Origin of the sequence: Microbacterium sp. R1, from assembly GCF_015159725.1 — a bacterium.
In the GTDB taxonomy this organism is placed as follows: Bacteria; Actinomycetota; Actinomycetes; order Actinomycetales; family Microbacteriaceae; genus Microbacterium; species Microbacterium oxydans.
In genome coordinates, this window is record NZ_JADDUD010000001.1 from 1,430,714 (window position 1) to 1,446,871 (window position 16,158).

14 protein-coding genes are annotated in these 16,158 nt (G+C 68.5%); 9 read left to right on the top strand and 5 right to left on the bottom strand.

Going from position 1 to position 16,158, the window contains the following annotated elements:
- Nucleotides 1-7 precede the first annotated feature (7 nt).
- The 4 genes from mtrB (at nt 8) to hpf (ending at nt 4,930) form a co-directional block, all read left to right on the top strand.
- Nucleotides 8-1,687 carry an MtrAB system histidine kinase MtrB gene (mtrB, locus tag ILP86_RS07100; protein WP_058632640.1) on the top strand — a complete coding sequence of 560 codons (1,680 nt, stop codon included), beginning with the start codon at nt 8-10 and terminating at the stop codon, nt 1,685-1,687.
- Nucleotides 1,684-3,402 carry an LpqB family beta-propeller domain-containing protein gene (locus ILP86_RS07105; protein WP_230977853.1) on the top strand — a complete coding sequence of 573 codons (1,719 nt, stop codon included), beginning with the start codon at nt 1,684-1,686 and terminating at the stop codon, nt 3,400-3,402. Before mtrB ends, ILP86_RS07105 begins: the two co-directional genes overlap by 4 nt.
- A gap of 91 nt (nt 3,403-3,493) precedes the next feature.
- The gene (locus ILP86_RS07110; RefSeq protein ID WP_193761681.1) at nt 3,494-4,141 is read left to right on the top strand and encodes a ComF family protein; all 648 of its coding nucleotides are present in this window, start codon (nt 3,494-3,496) and stop codon (nt 4,139-4,141) included.
- A gap of 132 nt (nt 4,142-4,273) precedes the next feature.
- The gene (gene hpf / locus ILP86_RS07115; RefSeq protein ID WP_046749488.1) at nt 4,274-4,930 is read left to right on the top strand and encodes a ribosome hibernation-promoting factor, HPF/YfiA family; all 657 of its coding nucleotides are present in this window, start codon (nt 4,274-4,276) and stop codon (nt 4,928-4,930) included.
- Between the two features lie 81 nt (nt 4,931-5,011).
- On the opposite strand, the gene ILP86_RS07120 is transcribed toward hpf, so the two are convergent.
- Nucleotides 5,012-6,337 (bottom strand): hypothetical protein, encoded by a 1,326-nt coding sequence (locus ILP86_RS07120; RefSeq protein ID WP_046749487.1) that lies wholly within the window; start codon nt 6,335-6,337, stop codon nt 5,012-5,014.
- Nucleotides 6,338-6,438: 101 nt separating this feature from the next.
- On the bottom strand, nt 6,439-7,059 hold the full coding sequence (locus ILP86_RS07125; protein ID WP_058633164.1) for a PadR family transcriptional regulator: 621 nt from the start codon (nt 7,057-7,059) through the stop codon (nt 6,439-6,441).
- Between the two features lie 188 nt (nt 7,060-7,247).
- Between ILP86_RS07125 and secA the strand changes: the two genes are divergently transcribed.
- On the top strand, nt 7,248-10,049 hold the full coding sequence (gene secA, locus ILP86_RS07130) for a preprotein translocase subunit SecA (RefSeq protein ID WP_113680691.1): 2,802 nt from the start codon (nt 7,248-7,250) through the stop codon (nt 10,047-10,049).
- Nucleotides 10,050-10,114: 65 nt separating this feature from the next.
- Nucleotides 10,115-11,341 carry a pyridoxal phosphate-dependent aminotransferase gene (locus ILP86_RS07135; RefSeq protein WP_061015948.1) on the top strand — a complete coding sequence of 409 codons (1,227 nt, stop codon included), beginning with the start codon at nt 10,115-10,117 and terminating at the stop codon, nt 11,339-11,341.
- On the opposite strand, the gene ILP86_RS07140 is transcribed toward ILP86_RS07135, so the two are convergent.
- Both ILP86_RS07140 and ILP86_RS07145 read right to left on the bottom strand, forming a co-directional pair.
- A complete protein-coding gene (locus tag ILP86_RS07140; protein ID WP_181800679.1) occupies nt 11,265-12,500 on the bottom strand; it encodes a P-loop NTPase in 1,236 nt (411 codons plus the stop codon). The two genes, ILP86_RS07135 and ILP86_RS07140, sit on opposite strands and share 77 nt — an antisense overlap.
- The gene (locus ILP86_RS07145; RefSeq protein WP_127012345.1) at nt 12,497-13,117 is read right to left on the bottom strand and encodes an SAF domain-containing protein; all 621 of its coding nucleotides are present in this window, start codon (nt 13,115-13,117) and stop codon (nt 12,497-12,499) included. Before ILP86_RS07145 ends, ILP86_RS07140 begins: the two co-directional genes overlap by 4 nt.
- Before the next feature lie 97 nt (nt 13,118-13,214).
- Here ILP86_RS07145 and ILP86_RS07150 point away from each other — a divergent pair, with 97 nt between their 5' ends.
- Nucleotides 13,215-13,493 carry a helix-turn-helix domain-containing protein gene (locus tag ILP86_RS07150; protein ID WP_046749818.1) on the top strand — a complete coding sequence of 93 codons (279 nt, stop codon included), beginning with the start codon at nt 13,215-13,217 and terminating at the stop codon, nt 13,491-13,493.
- On the opposite strand, the gene ILP86_RS07155 is transcribed toward ILP86_RS07150, so the two are convergent.
- Nucleotides 13,481-14,092, bottom strand: a complete 612-nt coding sequence (locus ILP86_RS07155; protein ID WP_193761682.1) for a hypothetical protein — start codon at nt 14,090-14,092, stop codon at nt 13,481-13,483. The two genes, ILP86_RS07150 and ILP86_RS07155, sit on opposite strands and share 13 nt — an antisense overlap.
- A gap of 130 nt (nt 14,093-14,222) precedes the next feature.
- On the opposite strand from ILP86_RS07155, the gene ILP86_RS07160 reads away from it, so the two are divergent.
- Complete coding sequence (locus tag ILP86_RS07160) at nt 14,223-14,609, top strand: Rv3235 family protein (RefSeq protein ID WP_045262053.1); 387 nt, start codon at nt 14,223-14,225, stop codon at nt 14,607-14,609.
- A 24-nt stretch (nt 14,610-14,633) separates the two neighbouring features.
- A complete protein-coding gene (locus tag ILP86_RS07165; protein ID WP_046749481.1) occupies nt 14,634-16,118 on the top strand; it encodes a sensor histidine kinase in 1,485 nt (494 codons plus the stop codon).
- Nucleotides 16,119-16,158: the final 40 nt, after the last annotated feature.

Below are 16,158 nucleotides of genomic sequence, written 5' to 3' on the forward strand. Positions count from 1 at the left end.
GCGCACGATGGCCGCGACGACAGCGACCACCACGACGGTCGCTGTCCTGCGCGACTGGCGCGGTTGGCCGACGATGCTCGGGGTCCTGTGGCGCCGCTCGCTGCGTTTCCGTACGCTCTCGATCACACTGCTGGCGACCTCGCTCGCGATCTTCATCACGTGCGTCACGATGGCGCTGGTGATCCAGAACGATCTCTTCATCTCGCGCAAGGACGTCGCGCTCGAGGATTCCCGCCGCGCGGTCGACCAGGCCCAGGGGATCCTGGATGTGGCGGAGGTGGGCGACGACTCCGCGGCTCTCACCGAACTGTGGAACAGTGTGCAGTCGAATCTCACCCGCACGTCGAGCACGGATCAGCTCGCCGGTTTCAAGGTCGACGATGCCAAGGGCGTGCGGCTGAACGGGTTCGAGGCCGGACTGAGCCGGAGTCTGCTGAGCCCCGAGCTCCAGGCGCGTGTCATCGAGTTCGACGACCGTCAGGCCTGGCAGTCGGTGGCTCTGCCGGCCGCCGACGGTGGCGAAGTGCCGGGCATCATCGTCGGGCAGCAGCTGCAGGTCCCGGAGGCAGGGGCTTTCGCGATCTACTTCGCCTACGACCTCGGCGATGCCGACCAGACCCTCGTCTTCGTGCAGCGGACGCTGTGGATCGCGGGAATCGGCTTGGTGGCGATCGTCGCCGCCATCTCCTGGATCGTCCTCCGTGCCGTGTCGACCCCGATCGTGCAGGCGGCCGAGACGAGTGCGCGGTTGGCGGCAGGTGATCTCGGTGTGCGTCTCGAGGTACACGGGGAGGACGAGCTCGCCACGCTCGGGCGCTCGTTCAACGCGATGGCCGACAGCATCGAATCCCAGATCAAGGAGCTCGGCGAACTCTCGATGGTGCAGCAGCGATTCGTGTCCGATGTCTCTCATGAGCTGCGCACGCCGCTGACCACGATCCGTCTCGCCGCCGACATGCTCAATGATCAGCGCGAGGAGTTCGACCCCACCACCGCCCGCACGGCCGAACTGCTGCACGCCCAGGTGCAGCGCTTCGAGACGCTGCTGTCCGACCTTCTCGAGATCAGTCGGTACGACGCGGGATCGGTGCAGCTGGAACTGGAGGCGACGAGCCTCACCCACCTCGCCGAGGACATCATCGAGCAGATGCGTCCTCTCGCCGAGGGGCACGGCACCGAGCTGAGGCTCGTGGCGCCTGGGGGATATTCCCCGGTGGACATGGACCCGCGGCGCGTGCGGCGTGTCCTGCGCAACCTGATCGGAAACGCGATCGAGCACGGAGAAGGTCGTCCGGTGGTCGTCACCATCGACAGCAATCAGCACGCGGTGGCCGCCGGAGTGCGGGATTTCGGGCTCGGGATGGATCCGGCGGATGCGGAGCGGGTGTTCGACCGGTTCTGGCGTGCCGACCCCTCACGCCAGCGGACGATCGGAGGCACGGGGCTGGGGCTCTCCATCGCCCTGGGAGATGCGACGCTGCACGGCGGCACGCTCGATGTGTGGTCGGAGCTGGGCGTCGGCACCAACTTCGTCCTGACGATTCCTCGACACGAGGGGGTCCTGGACGGTCCGAGCCCCATCCCCGTGGAGCCGCAGGAGCCGTTCGCGGAGATCGGGGACGCGACCCAGCCGATCTCGCTGACCGATGCGCCGGCCGGCATGTTCGATGAGGAGGATCGGCCGTGACCGAGCACCGAGGTAAGCGAAGGCTGCGGGGACTCGCGCTGGTGCTCGTCGCCCTGCTGCTTCCCGCCTGCGCCGGGTTGCCGACCAGCGGCGACGTCGCCGTCGGCCTCAAGCTCGGCGAATCCCCACAGGACATCGACATCCTTCCCGTGGCCTCCGGGCCGATCACGGGCGCAGGGCCGGAGGAGATCGTCGACGGCTTCCTCGAAGCCGGCATCACGACCACCGACAACTGGGACACCGCGCGCGACTTCCTCGCGCCATCGCTGCAGCGGAGCTGGAGCCCCTCCGCCGGCGTGTCGATCGACATCGGCCCCGACACCAGGACCGTCACGTCCTCGGTCCCGGATGACGAGGTCGAGGACGCGGACACGGCGGAGGTCCAGGTGACCCTGGACCTCGTCGCGAGTGTCGACGACTCCGGCGGATACGCCGAGGCCGTCGGCTCGTCCGCGGTGGCGTTCACCGTGCAGCGCATGGAGAACGGCGAATGGCGCATCACGCAGGCGCCCGACGGCGTCGTGATCGACGAGACGCGATTCACGAAGGTCTTCGAGGGGTATCCGCTGCAGTACTTCGACCTCGGCTGGTCGCGCCTGGTGCCCGACATGCGCTGGTTCCCGCGGCGGCAGAGCCCCGCGACGACGGTGACACGGGCGCTCATCGGCGGTGCCCCCAGCGAATGGCTCGACCCGGCAGTGCAGAACGCCTTCCCCGCCGACGTGCAGCTGGCGCAGGATGCGGTGCCGATCGTCGGACAGGTGGCTGACGTCGCGCTCACGCGCCCGGCCAGCGGACTGGATGCCACGACGCTGTCGCGCATGCGCACGCAGCTCCAGGCTACCCTCAGGGCCTCCGGCGTCGCCGTCACGCAGGTGCGATTCACGGTGGACGGGAGAGACCTGGACGCGGGGCAGGCCGAGGTCAAGGAGCCCTCCACCGAGATCGGCACACTCGTGCTGCAGAACGGCGCGTTCGGGCGCATCGTCGGGGACGAGATCTCGCCGCTCGACGGGATCAGCGCGGAGATCACATCGATCCCGCAGCCGATCGTCTCGATCGATGTGGCCGCCGACGACACCCACGCCGCCACGAGACTCGCCGACCAGCACGTCTACCTCGTCGGCGCGGGGAGCCTCGACGAGCTCGACGCCCGCCCCGGGCTCATCAATCCCTCGCTCGATCCCTACGGCTACACCTGGTCGGTGCCCACGGGTTCCCCCGCGTCCCTGCAGGCGTCGGGAAGCGACGCCGTAGCCCATCCGATCGCGAAGGCGTGGCCGAGCGCGTCGGGGATCTCGCATCTGAGGGTCTCGGCGGATGGCGCGAGGGTGGCAGCCGTCGTGACTGTCGGCAAGCAGATGTGGGTCGTCGTCGCGGCGGTCGTCCGGGACTCGGCCGGTGTTCCGATCGAACTCGGAGAGGTCAAGCAGCTGACGCAGCTCGCCGACCCGGCGACAGGCCTGGTGTGGCTCGGACTCGACCGGGTGGGGGTGCTCGCCGATCCGAGCAGCCCGCGACTGATCACCCAGATGGTCGGGGGGCCGGGGGCGACGGAGGCCGCACCGAACAATGCCGTCTCGATCGCCGGGGCGCGCACGGCGTCCGGTGTGCGCATCCTCGGGGCGAACGGTGAGCTGTTCGCCCACGCGGGGTCGGCATGGCGGGAAGTCGCCTCCGGCGTCGCGGTGCTCGCCACGCGCGTCGGGGAGTGACTCTCCCTGCACGCGAGAGCGATGTGCTGCTCTTCGCCCGCACATCCTGAGATCCTGGGAGGGGCAGACTGCCAGACCGCAGAATCGTCGGATGTGGACGAAGACTCACCTCCTGGATCTGGGCACCGAGATCGCAGCCTTCCTCCTCGCCGCGACCTGCGCGGGGTGCGACGAGCCCGGCACCCTGTTGTGCGGCCGATGCCGGCAGGCGCTGCAACCGGACCCGCAGCGGCTCGCGACGCCGCAGGGGCTTCCCGTGACGGCCGCGCTCTCCTTCGAAGGGGTGGCGGCGCTGTGCATCCGTCGTCTGAAGGGGAAGGGCGAGACGCTCCTGGCGCGCCCACTCGGCGCGGCGCTGGCGTCCGTGCTCAACTCGACGGAGAGTGCGAGCAGGTGGATCGTGCCGGTGCCGACGTCGCGAAGCGCCTTCCGGCGCCGGGGATACCGTGTCCCCGACCTCCTGATCCGGAGGGCGAACGCCGAACCGCAGAGGCTCCTCAGCGTCGTGGGCGGCACCTCGGACCAGCGCGGGCTGGGCGCGCGGGCGCGTGCGACGAACGTGAGCGGCGCGATGCGCGTGCGTCGGGCAGGCGAAGGCACCGAGGTCGTGATCGTGGACGACGTCGTCACGACAGGGGCGACCTTCGACGAGGCGACACGGGCGCTGACCGCGGCGGGCTTCCACGTCTCGGCAGCGGTCGCGCTGGCCGCCACGCCGCGCCGTGACGGATTCGGATGAACCTCATCGGGAACGCATCGGCGACACAGGGGGAAGACCCCGTGACATCCGCCGACGGGCGGACTACGGTGGGGGGACACAAGGCGACCACGGTCCGCCCTTGGCCGGGAGGACCGGGACAAGGAGGCAGCAATGGAAACAAGCATCGTTGGCGTCGGAGTGGGTATCACCGATCGCTTCCGAACCGTTGTCGAAGAGAAGATCGCCAAGATCCAGATGCTCGCGTCCCGTGCGCAGCGACTGGATGTGAAGGTCACCCACCGTGTGTATCGCAACGGTCGCATCCCCGACGAGACCGTCGAGCTCACGCTGATCGGAAAGGGCCCCGTCGTCCGCGCAGAGGCGACGGACGGCGACAAGTTCGTGGCGCTCGACCTCGCCGTGGACAAGATGTCCGAGCAGCTGCGTCGCGCGAAGGAGAAGCGGGTCGACGGACGACAGCACCCGCGCGGCGCCCACTTTGAGAAGGGGAGCGGGGTGCTGGAGGGCATCGACGTCCAGCCGGCATCCGCTGACGTCCTCCGTGCGGTCGCGACCGGCAGCGTGCCGGTGCAGCAGGCGGAGGAGGACGAGTACTCGCCCGTCGTCATCCGCACGAAGAGCTTCGATGCCGAGTGGATGACCGTCGAGGAAGCCGTCGACAGGATGGAACTGGTCGGACACGACTTCTTCCTGTTCGTCGATGTCCGCACCGACCACCCGAGTGTCGTCTATCGACGCAAGGGCTGGGACTACGGAGTGATCGCGTTGAGCACCCAGGCTCCGCCGTCCGAGGCGCTCGCTTCCTGATCCGGAATCGCAGAATCGCAGAACGGCCCGGTCCCGCAGGGGACCGGGCCGTTCTGGTGTGCGAAAGCCGAGAAGGGCGCGTCAGTCGAAGATGCCGTCGAGCAGGCTGCCGATCACGAGCCCGCCGAGGATGCCGGAGGCGAGGTCTCCGCCTCCGCCTCCTCGTCGTCCGCCGCCGCCCCAGCCGCCACCGCCGCCCCAGTCCTGATCCTGCGGACGGGAGGAGTCGATGTCGCGCTGCGCGAGCTGCAGTGCTTCGGAAGCCAGATGAGCCACGCGGCGCGCCTGGACGAGCGCGGCTTCGCGGGTGTCCTCTGCGGGCAGCAGGTCCGAGAGGTCGACCCGCAGCCGCTCCGCCTCCGCGAGTCGGGTTCGGGCATCCGCGCCGATCCACCCCCGATGGCCGGAGATGAGGCCTCGCGCGACGCCCAGCTGGCGGTCGGCGTCGTCGATGGCATGCTGCACCTGAGCGAGGCTCGGCAGCGGGTTCTCCGCCCTGTGACGGGCCTTGGCGATCGCCTCGTCGAGCGCGGAGTTGGCGTCACGCAGCTGGGACAGCTCGGCGAAGGGGTCGTTCGGCTGCCCAGAGGGTGTGAGCGCGGCCAACGCTCTCTGGAGGGCGGTGACGGCGTCGGCGACGGCCGGGACGTTCGGTGCTGTTCGCGCCGCGATGAGATCGCCGCGCGAGTCGGCGACGACCTCGGCGAGGGTGGATTCCGCGCGAAGTGCCTCGATCTCGAAGTCCTCCACGGCGTCGAGCAGGGCGGAGGCACGGCGGGTGGCCTCGGTCGCCGTCTCGAGCGCCACGTTGGCTTCCTCGTTCTGCTTCGCGGCCCGACGGCGCTCCGACACGTCGGCGCTGTGGGTCGCGAAGCTGATGAGCTGCTCCGCTTCGGCGGCACTCGCGGTGATCTGATGCATGGCGGAGTCCGCATACCGCGACGAGAGGCGGGAGATGGCTTCGCTGGTCTGCGGGATGCGAGCACTCAGCGCCGCCGCGTCTGCCCGCACCTGGGCGATGATCTCGGGTGCGCGGCGTACCTTGGCGACCGACTCGGCGAGCACGGAGGTCTTCTCGTCGAGAAGGTCCTGCGCCCAGTCGCAGAGCTGGAGGATGCGCGCGTTGCGTGTGCGCAGCTCTTCGTCGGTGTCGGGGATCTCGTCGTGGTTCAGCTGGTGGAGCTGGAACGCTTCCCGCAGATGGGTGCGTACAGCCGCGAGCGCCCTGCGCAGATCGGCTGTGAGCGACTCGCCGAGTTCGGCCTCCGCGAAGGCGAGCTCATCGGAGGTCGTGCGGATCCGCTCGTCTGCGCTGACCAGGGCCTGCTCAGCACGGCGCGCGAGATCGGCGTCCTGAGCGGCGAGTTCTTCCTGTTCGCGTTTGCGTCTGCCCCAAAATCCAGCCATGACCCGATCCTAGTTTCCCGGGGGCCAGCGGTGGCTGAGCATCCGCTCGGGGCGAACGCGGAACCGGTCCGCGTGAGCGAGCCGGGCGACATCGGGCCGGGTCAGGACGCCGCGATCGCGTCGGCCGTCGCCGTCTCGGCCTTCGTCGGGCGTCCCCGCTTCGGGCGATCGGCGGTGAGCTCGAGTGTCATCGCGTGGCGAGGGTGGGCACCCAGACGCTGTGCGGCATGGTCCAGCCATCGGATCTCGGCCTCGGCGGCGAAGATCATCGAGTCGGCGACGAGCGACCACGCGAGTCCCTCAGGGGCGTCGACGTCCCGATGTGCGCGTCGCTGCCTCTGCAGCGCCTCCAGCTGTCGGAGCGATGCGGATCGCTGGGACTGGATCGCGGCTGCGGGGTCGACGCCGGGCAACGTGGCGGCGACCGCGACCTTGATGGCGAGTTCGTCTCTGGTGCCCTGGGGGCGCATGACGGGGGAGGAGAGCCAGCGGTCGACCTCCGTCCGTCCGGCGTCGGTGATCTGCCAGTACACATGGCCCCGGTCGTCTGCCTCTCCGCGCGAGACCAGGCCGTCGCGTTCGAGACGTTCGAGCGTGTTGTAGATCTGCCCGACGTTCAGCGGCCAGATGGAACCGGTCCGGCGGTCGAACTCATGGCGGAGCTGATAGCCGTAGCACGGCCCCTGCGCGAGGATCGCGAGCAGACTCTGGCGTACTGACATCGTTCGTCTCCTGTGGCCGTCCGGGAATGCGATACCGAGTATATGGTCGGCTCGCGAACGTCCGATTCGACGCGCGGGACGGCTATGCAGGCGACGTGCAGGTCACAGCCCGGTAACATGGCGAAGTATGCCTGGCGTCGGGTTCACCGACGACCGGCGGTTCACCCACCGACAGGGAGATGACATCCGTGGCCAATCCTCTTGAGAAGCTCCTGCGTGCGGGCGAAGGGCGGGTCATCCGCCGCCTGAATCAGGTCGTCAAGGCAGTGGGTGCACTGGAAGAGGACATCTCCAAGCTCACCGACGACGAGCTGCGCAACGAGACCACCGAGCTGCGCGCGCGCTTCGAGAAGGGCGAGACGCTCGACCAGTTGATGCCGGAGGCCTTCGCCGCCGTGCGCGAGGCCGCCAAGCGCACCCTCGGCATGCGCGCATACGACGTGCAGATCATGGGTGGGGCCGCCCTTCATCTCGGGAACATCGCCGAGATGAAGACCGGTGAGGGCAAGACCCTCGTCGCGACGCTGCCCGCGTACCTGAATGCGATCGCCGGCAAGGGCGTTCACGTCATCACGGTCAACGACTTCCTCGCCAGCTACCAGGCCGAGCTCATGGGGCGCGTGTTCCGCGCGCTCGGCATGACCACCGGCATCATCGTGTCCGGTCAGACTCCGGCAGTGCGCCGCGAGCAGTATGCCGCCGACATCACCTACGGCACGAACAACGAGTTCGGCTTCGACTACCTGCGCGACAACATGGCCTGGCGCAAGGAGGATCTCGTCCAGCGCGAGCACTTCTTCGCGATCGTCGACGAGGTCGACTCGATCCTCATCGACGAGGCGCGCACCCCGCTCATCATCTCCGGCCCGTCATCGGGCGAGGCGAACCGGTGGTTCGCCGAGTTCGCGAAGATCGCCCGCACCCTCGAGGTCGGCGAGGACTACGAGGTCGACGAGAAGAAGCGCACGGTCGGCGTCCTCGAGCCCGGCATCGAGAAGGTCGAGGACTACCTCGGCATCGACAACCTCTACGAGTCCGCGAACACGCCGTTGATCTCGTTCCTGAACAACTCGATCAAGGCGCTGGCGCTCTTCAAGAAGGACACCGACTACGTCGTCATGAACGACGAGGTCATGATCGTCGACGAGCACACCGGCCGCATCCTGGTCGGTCGCCGCTACAACGAGGGCATCCACCAGGCGATCGAGGCGAAGGAGGGGGTGCCGGTCAAGGCCGAGAACCAGACACTCGCGACCGTCACACTGCAGAACTACTTCCGTCTCTACGACAAGCTCGCCGGCATGACCGGTACGGCCGAGACAGAGGCCGCCGAGTTCATGTCGACTTACAAGCTCGGCGTCATCCCGATCCCGACGAACAAACCGATGATCCGCAAGGATCAGTCCGACCTCGTCTACAAGAACGAGACAGCGAAGTTCGCGCAGGTGGTGGAGGACATCGCCGAACGGCACGCCGAAGGCCAGCCGGTGCTGGTCGGAACGGTGAGCGTCGAGAAGAGCGAGTACCTTTCGCGTCTGCTCGCCAAGAAGGGCATCAAGCACGAGGTCCTCAACGCGAAGAACCACGCGCGCGAGGCCGAGATCGTCGCGCGCGCCGGTCGCCTCGGTGCCGTCACGGTCGCCACGAACATGGCAGGACGAGGAACCGACATCATGCTCGGTGGAAACGCCGAGTTCCTCGCGGTCCAGGAGCTCAAGGGCAAGGGGCTCGACCCCGTGGAGACGCCCGAGGAGTACGAGGTCGCCTGGGACGAGACGTACGAAGCGATGAAGGCCGTCGTCGCCGAGGAGGCCGAGAAGGTCATCGAGGCCGGTGGCCTCTACGTGCTCGGCACGGAGCGCCACGAGTCCCGCCGTATCGACAACCAGCTCCGCGGTCGCTCCGGACGTCAGGGCGACCCGGGCGAGAGCCGCTTCTACCTGAGCCTCACCGACGACCTGATGCGTCTGTTCCAGTCGGGCGCTGCCGAGGCGATCCTCGCCAGGACCAACTTCCCCGACGACGTGCCGATCGAGTCCGGTCTCGTGTCGCGCGCGATCCGCAGCGCTCAGTCGCAGGTCGAGTCCCGCAACGCGGAGATGCGCAAGAACGTCCTCAAGTACGACGACGTCCTGAACCGTCAGCGCGAGGCCATCTACGCCGACCGCCGTCAGATCCTCCAGGGCGACGACATCGCCGACCGGGTGCAGCACTTCATCGAGGACGCCATCAGCGGTGTCGTCCGCGACCACACCGGCGAGGGCCACAACGAGAGCTGGGACTTCGACGCGCTCTGGACCGAGCTCAAGACCCTCTACCCCGTGGGGGTGACGATCGATGAGGTCGTCGCCGAGGCTGCCGACCGCAAGGGCGGTATCGACGCCGACGGCCTGACCCGCGAGCTGCTCTCCGATGCCAAGATCGCGTACGAAGCGCGTGAAGAGGCCCTCGGTGAAGCGGCGACGCGTGAGCTGGAGCGTCGCGTCGTGTTGCAGGTGCTCGATCGCCGCTGGCGCGACCACCTCTACGAGATGGACTACCTCAAGGACGGCATCGGTCTGCGGGCCATGGCCCAGCGCGATCCGCTCATCGAGTACCAGCGCGAGGGCTACGCCATGTTCCAGTCGATGATGGGACAGATCAAGGAGGAGTCGGTCGGCTACCTCTACAACCTCGAAGTCGAGGTGCGTCGTGCCGGCGACTCCCAGACGGCGGAGGTCGAAGCCAAGGGGCTCGCCACCGATGGGGGAGAGCAGCGTCTCGAGTACTCGGCGGCCAACGATGCGGGCGAGGTCGAGGTCCGCAACGACCGCGGCCAGGTCCAGCAGGCGGCGACGGATCGCGTACGCCAGGCCGCTGCCCGCGCTCAGGCTCCGCAGAGCGAGCCGGAGGAGGCGCCGAGAGGAGCCTTCGGCCAGCGCACCGATGCAGCGGCTCCGGCCGCAGGCAACCGCGAGCAGCGTCGGGCCCAGGGCAAGAAGAAGAAGTAGGGCGTGCGCAGAGGAGGGCCAGTCCGCGTGGATTGGCCCTCCTTTCGTCGCTGTAGGCTTGGCCGATGACCCCAACGCGCAACTTCGACCAGTCGTCGAAGCTCAAGAACGTCCTGTACGAGATTCGCGGAAACGCCCTCGTCGAGGCGGCGCGGCTGGAGGCGGAGGGCCACAAGATCCTCAAGCTCAACACCGGCAACCCGGCGATCTTCGGCTTCGACGCCCCGCACCAGATCGTGCGCGACATGCTGGCGGCGCTGCCGACCGCACACGGATACAGCGACAGCAAGGGCATCATCTCGGCCCGACGTGCCGTGGTGAGCCGATACGAGGAGATCGAGGGCTTCCCCCGGTTCGACCCCGATGACGTGTACCTCGGAAACGGTGTGTCCGAGCTCATCACCATGACGATGCAGGCGTTGCTGGACGAAGGCGACGAGGTCCTCATCCCGGCGCCGGACTACCCCCTCTGGACGGCGATGACCAGTCTCGCTGGCGGCACACCGGTGCATTACCTCTGCGACGAGGAAGATGAGTGGCAGCCCGACCTCGAAGACATCCGCTCGAAGATCACACCGCGGACCAAGGCTCTCGTCATCATCAACCCGAACAACCCCACCGGCGTCGTGTATTCGCGCCAGATCCTGGAGGGGCTGGTGCAGATCGCCAGGGAGCACGAGCTGCTGCTGCTCTCCGACGAGATCTACGACCGGATCCTGTTCGACGGAGCGGTGCACATCCCCACGGCCACGCTCGCTCCCGACCTGCTGTGCCTGACCTTCAACGGCCTCTCCAAGACCTATCGGGTCGCGGGATACCGGTCGGGCTGGATGGTCATCACAGGGCCGCAGGATCACGCGAAGGGCTTCCTGGAGGGCATCACGCTGCTCGCGTCCACGCGACTCTGCCCCAATGTGCCGGCGCAGCACGCCGTGCAGGCGGCGCTCTCCGGAGTGCAGTCGATCGAGGCGCTCATCGCGCCGACGGGGCGTCTTCATGAACAGCGGGACATCGCGTGGGAGGGGCTCGAGTCGATCCCCGGAGTGTCGTGCGTCAAGCCCCAGGGTGCGCTGTACGCGTTCCCTCGACTCGACCCGAACGTGCACGAGATCAGGGACGACGCCCGTCTGGTGTACGACCTGCTGGTCTCGGAGCACATCCTGCTGGTCCAGGGCACCGGATTCAACTGGGCGACCCCCGACCACCTCCGACTGGTCACGCTCCCCGAACCCCGAGTGCTGAGCGAAGCCGTCGAACGATTGGGGAACTTCCTCTCGAGCTACCGGCAGTAGCCGTCGCCGGCGGGGAGAGGGATGCCGCCAGTCTCCGCACGGCGGCGGCGAACGGCGAGCGGGGCGCGACATCGGTCATCGGCCGGGCGTGCAGCAGAGCCGCATCCGCCGCTCGCAGGTCGAAGGGGAGGAAGAAGATGTCGGTGATGCCGGCGAACCTCTCCAGGGTGCGTCGCACCTGCCCGCGCGCATCGATCCCGAGGGGGCCGGGGCGCACCTGATTCACCACGACGATGACGGGCGTGGGGGAGGTGAGGCGGCGAAGCTCGGCATGATCGCGGATGAACCTGCTGATACCGAGCGGGTCGGCCGATGCGATCGCCACGATCAGATCCGCCTCCTGCAGCGCCGCCGTGGTCGCCGCGTGACGTCGTGGTCCGGCAAGGTCGTACGTGACTTCGTCGTCGGCGTCGAACGCACCGGCGACGTCCACCACTGTCTCGTCGATCCACCCGCGACAGGTGCCGAGCGCGGCGACGAGGCGCGCGGATGACAGCTCTGGCCAACGGCTGGGGCGGTTGATCCCCGGCAGCACTTCGATCTCACCCGCGCTCGTCGTCACCGTCGTCGCCAGTCGCGTCAGCTCCGCCGGATCGAGCGCGCCGCGCTCGGCCCTCCGGCAGGCGGCGGCGATGCCGGGAGCGTCGTCGCCGAGACCGAGGAGCATCGCGAGCGAAGGAGCGACGGTATCCGCGTCGACCAGGGCGGTGCGGCGTCCGGTGCGGGAGAGCTCCACGGCCAGCTGGATCGACAGGGTCGACCGCCCCGGCGCCCCATGTGGTCCCCAGACGGCGACGATACGAGGGGGGAGCTGGGCCTCTGGTGGCGGTGGCGTGTCCGTCTCGGCCAGCAGCGCGGCTGCGATCTCCCACCCCGCCGCGTCAGGTCGCAGCGCTGTGGAGAGGCCGAGACGGCCCAGCAGTCGGCTGTCCTCGGCGCCGAGAGCCAGGATACGGACTCCGGCACGGTCGCACAGTGCGATCAGGTCCGCATTCAGGATCGATCGAGTGGCGGGGACGATGATCGCTTCCACCCCGTCCGGGATCTCTGCGAGTGGGGCGGCGGGGACGGTCGCGATGACATCGACGCCTTCGAGGGCGAGTTCCGCTGCCAGCTCATCCGCCCGTGGCTGCGGGATGGCCACGACGACGCCCGTCACGATCCCGCCCCGACCGGCACCACCGAGAGCGCGGAGCCTCCCGTGATCGCCGCGAGCACGTCGGCGACATCGGCGCGGTCGATCACGACCTCGAGCCGGGTTCCGGCCTCGGCGAGCACCCCCTCGGGTTCGAGCACGTCGCGGACGATCACGTCTGCGACCAGGATGCGCGGGACATCGTACGAGCGCCCTTCATCCACCGGCGGTGCCTGCCAGATCTCGACGACTGTTCCCGCGGCGACGCCTTCCGGGATTCCCGTCGTGCTCTGGATGACCACCGTCGTCGATCGGCTGTCCTCCGCATCGGTCAGCGCCGAGACGGGGACGAGTTCGCCGCCGTCGAGGGTGCGGGTCGCCACGCTGTCCGCAAGGAGGTCGTCGGGCCCGAGGTATCCCTCACCGGCAGCGCCGAGTCGCACGTCGACGACCTGGAAATCCGCGGCGGTCACGGGCTGGCCCTGCGTGATCGTCCGGGTGGTCTGGAGAACGGGTACCGCATCGTCGGCGGCGGAGACGATGAGCCAGACCCCGCCGATCGACAGGGCGACCAGGGCGATGCCGATCAGGAATCGCACGTCGCCCCAGAAGGCGCGACGGGGAGGAGAGAGGGAAGCCATGGCGATATCGTCACAGAATCGGCTTCGGCGCTTCGCGAGTTATCCACAGCGAAGGATCCGGCGGCACCTGCGGGAGCGCCTGGGAGAGAATGGGCACATGGCTGCCACCCCCGTTCGCGCACCGCGTTATCTCGCGCCGGCGCAGGTGGCGGAGCTGCTGAGCATCGGCGTCGACGAGGTGGTCACCCTCGTGCAGGAGGGGAGACTGAGGGGCGCTCGGCTCGGTTCGCCGCCTCGGTGGCGAGTGGAGGAGTCCAGCCTCGACGGCTATCTGTCCGAGGAATCGGAGATCGCCCGCCGGATGGCGCTGTGGCGACAGTCTCAGACCGCGAGTTTCCCCGAGGTCTGGGGAACGTCCGCCGCTCAGGGCATCTGACCGCTCGAAGCCCGCAGCGCGACGAGTGAAGAGAACGGGACGACGCGGAACGCCTGCACCGCCGCGGCCGATCGCGCTTCGCCGGGATCGTGCACGGCCAGATCCAGATGGTCGGCGGCCGCACGATCGATGGTTCCGTGGAGGTCGTCACCGACGAGCGTGGTGATACGCACCGGCACACGACGCCGGGCGAGATCGCGCAGCACGAAGCCGAGCGTCATCCGTTCCCGCAGTGGCACGTCGGCGGCCGTGGGCTCATCGAGACTCGCGAGGATCATCCCGTGATCCAGCGTGATCCCCGCGACCGCGAGGAGGGGGAGGATCGATGTGCCGGAAGCGGGGCTGCCGCCGCCGGTTCCTCTCGTCCTCACGGCTATCCAGTCCGCTCCGAGGGTCTGCAGCGAGACGGGGATCCGTCGCCCGCTCATGAGGTCGATGGTGGCCTCGGCGCCGCCGCCGCACAGTGCACGCAGGCGATGGCGCAGATCCAGCCGCGCGATCCGCAGCCGCTCCGACTCGGCATCGAGCACCGCACGCTCCGCCTCCCATTCCGAGGCGAGCTGGCCCTCGAGGTCTTCGAACAGTCGGTCCCAGTGCATTCGACAGAGCGTAGGCGACCGGGATACGGGGCATACGAGTTATCCACATTCTTCGTCGATCCCGGCCCTGTCGAGATGCACGCGCTGCTGTACTGGCTCATTCGCAGACCGTCCCGATCGAGAGTCCGTCATGATGCCGCACGAGTACTTCGCACCCCAGCCGACGTCGACCAGCGAGCTTCCCGATCCTGTACCCCTTCTGCGCAGCCTCACACACGGCGTCCTCGAGGTCCTCGCCGGGGTCAGGGAGGTCGACCAGCTCGCCCGATGGCTCAGCGAAGACGCGTTCCGGAGCCTGGTGACCCGCGCGAACCTGTCCGCCAGGGCACGCAGCGCGCGCGGGGTGGTGCCCGCGCGGCCGACGTTCGAGATCAGGGCGCTGAGGGTCACAGAACCTCTCGACGGGGTGATCGAGGCCGTCGTCGTGGTGGCGGGGCCCGGCCGCACCCGGGCGGTCGCCGTCCGGCTGGAGGGAATCGATCGTCGGTGGCGCGCTACTTCGCTGGCGATTCTCTGAGGCATCTGACCGTAGGCTGGTCAGGTGTCAACCCTCAGTGATCTCGCCCATGCCCAGGGGCGCCTGAACGACAGCGATGTCGAATGGCTCCACCGACTCGCCGGCGACGGTCAGCTTCTCGCAGACCTCGCCTCTGCCGACATCGTGATCTGGATCCAGACCGAGGACGGGTCGTTCATCGCCGTCGCGCATGCCCGGCCCAGCGGTGCGGCCACGCTCTTCTATCGCGACATCGTGGGAGAGCGGGTGCGGCCCCAGTGGCGCACCCAGGTGCAGGGGGCATTCGAGTCCGCCGAGATCGTCGATTCCTCCTCGCCCGATTGGTTCGAGGAGACACCGACGAGGGTGCGAGCGGTGCCGATCGTCACCGTGAAGCGCGGAGCTGACGCCCAGTCCACTGTGATCGGGGTCGTCACCCGCCACACGAACCTCGGCGAGGTGCGCACGCCCTCGCGACAGCAGATCACGTTCGACGAGTGCGCGAACGATCTGTTCCGCATGATCGCCGACGGCAGCTTCCCTGACCTGACGGCCCCCACCTCGCCCCGCCGAGGAGCCCCTCGCGCCTCCGACGGCCTCATCCGCATCGATGTCGACGGGATCACGACCTTCGCCAGCCCGAACGCGCTCTCCGCATTCAACCGGATGGGCTTCGACGATGAGCTCGAGGGGGAATCGCTGGCCGAGGTCACCACCCGACTCGTCCCGCCCTCCCGCCAGGTCGACGAGTCGCTGCCCGTGGTCGTCACGGGGCGCGCTCCGTGGCGCACGGACATCGAGGCCCGCGGCGTGACGGTATCCCTGCGCGCCATCCCCCTCAAGGACCATGGCACGCGCATCGGCGCCATCGTGCTGTGCCGTGATGTGTCGGAGCTCCGTCATCAGGAGCAGGAGCTCATCACGAAGGACGCCACGATCCGCGAGATCCATCACCGGGTCAAGAACAATCTGCAGACGGTGGCCTCGCTCCTGCGCATCCAGGCTCGCCGCACGCACTCCGACGAGGCACGCGACGCCTTGACGCAGGCCATGCGCCGCGTGGACGCGATCGCCGTGGTGCACGACACCCTCGCTCAGGGCCTCACCCAGAAGGTCGATTTCGACGAGGTCTTCCACCGTGTGCTCAAGCTCGTCGCCGAGGTCGCCTCCGCGCCGAACACCCGGGCACGGACCCAGTCGACCGGGCGGTTCGGAGTCCTGCCGAGCGAGTACGCGACCCCGCTCGCGCTCGCACTGACGGAGGTCGTCACGAACGCGGTCGAGCATGGGCTCGCCGGCCAGGAGGGTGTCGTGACGATCGACGCGAAGCGCACAGAGGACAACCTCCGTGTCACGGTGCGCGACACCGGCCTCGGTCTGCCGGAAGGGCGGATCGGTCAGGGGCTCGGCACGCAGATCATCCGCACCCTGATCCAGGGCGAGCTCGGCGGCACCATCGAGTGGCACGGGAGCGACGGCGACGGCACCGAGGTGGTCATCGACATCCCGCTGCGCTGGCTGGAACGCTGAGCGCAGCAGGGTCCGGACAGACGGAAGCGGCCTGAGAGTC

Excerpts from the sequence above, each read along its gene's own strand:
- mtrB (WP_058632640.1), top strand. The coding sequence starts at position 8 with ATGGCCGCGACGACAGCGACCACCACGACGGTCGCTGTCCTGCGCGAC.
- ILP86_RS07110 (WP_193761681.1), top strand. The coding sequence starts at position 3,494 with ATGTGGACGAAGACTCACCTCCTGGATCTGGGCACCGAGATCGCAGCC.
- hpf (WP_046749488.1), top strand. The coding sequence starts at position 4,274 with ATGGAAACAAGCATCGTTGGCGTCGGAGTGGGTATCACCGATCGCTTC.
- ILP86_RS07120 (WP_046749487.1), bottom strand. The coding sequence starts at position 6,337 with ATGGCTGGATTTTGGGGCAGACGCAAACGCGAACAGGAAGAACTCGCC.
- ILP86_RS07125 (WP_058633164.1), bottom strand. The coding sequence starts at position 7,059 with ATGTCAGTACGCCAGAGTCTGCTCGCGATCCTCGCGCAGGGGCCGTGC.
- ILP86_RS07135 (WP_061015948.1), top strand. The coding sequence starts at position 10,115 with ATGACCCCAACGCGCAACTTCGACCAGTCGTCGAAGCTCAAGAACGTC.
- ILP86_RS07145 (WP_127012345.1), bottom strand. The coding sequence starts at position 13,117 with ATGGCTTCCCTCTCTCCTCCCCGTCGCGCCTTCTGGGGCGACGTGCGA.
- ILP86_RS07150 (WP_046749818.1), top strand. The coding sequence starts at position 13,215 with ATGGCTGCCACCCCCGTTCGCGCACCGCGTTATCTCGCGCCGGCGCAG.
- ILP86_RS07155 (WP_193761682.1), bottom strand. The coding sequence starts at position 14,092 with ATGCACTGGGACCGACTGTTCGAAGACCTCGAGGGCCAGCTCGCCTCG.
- ILP86_RS07160 (WP_045262053.1), top strand. The coding sequence starts at position 14,223 with ATGATGCCGCACGAGTACTTCGCACCCCAGCCGACGTCGACCAGCGAG.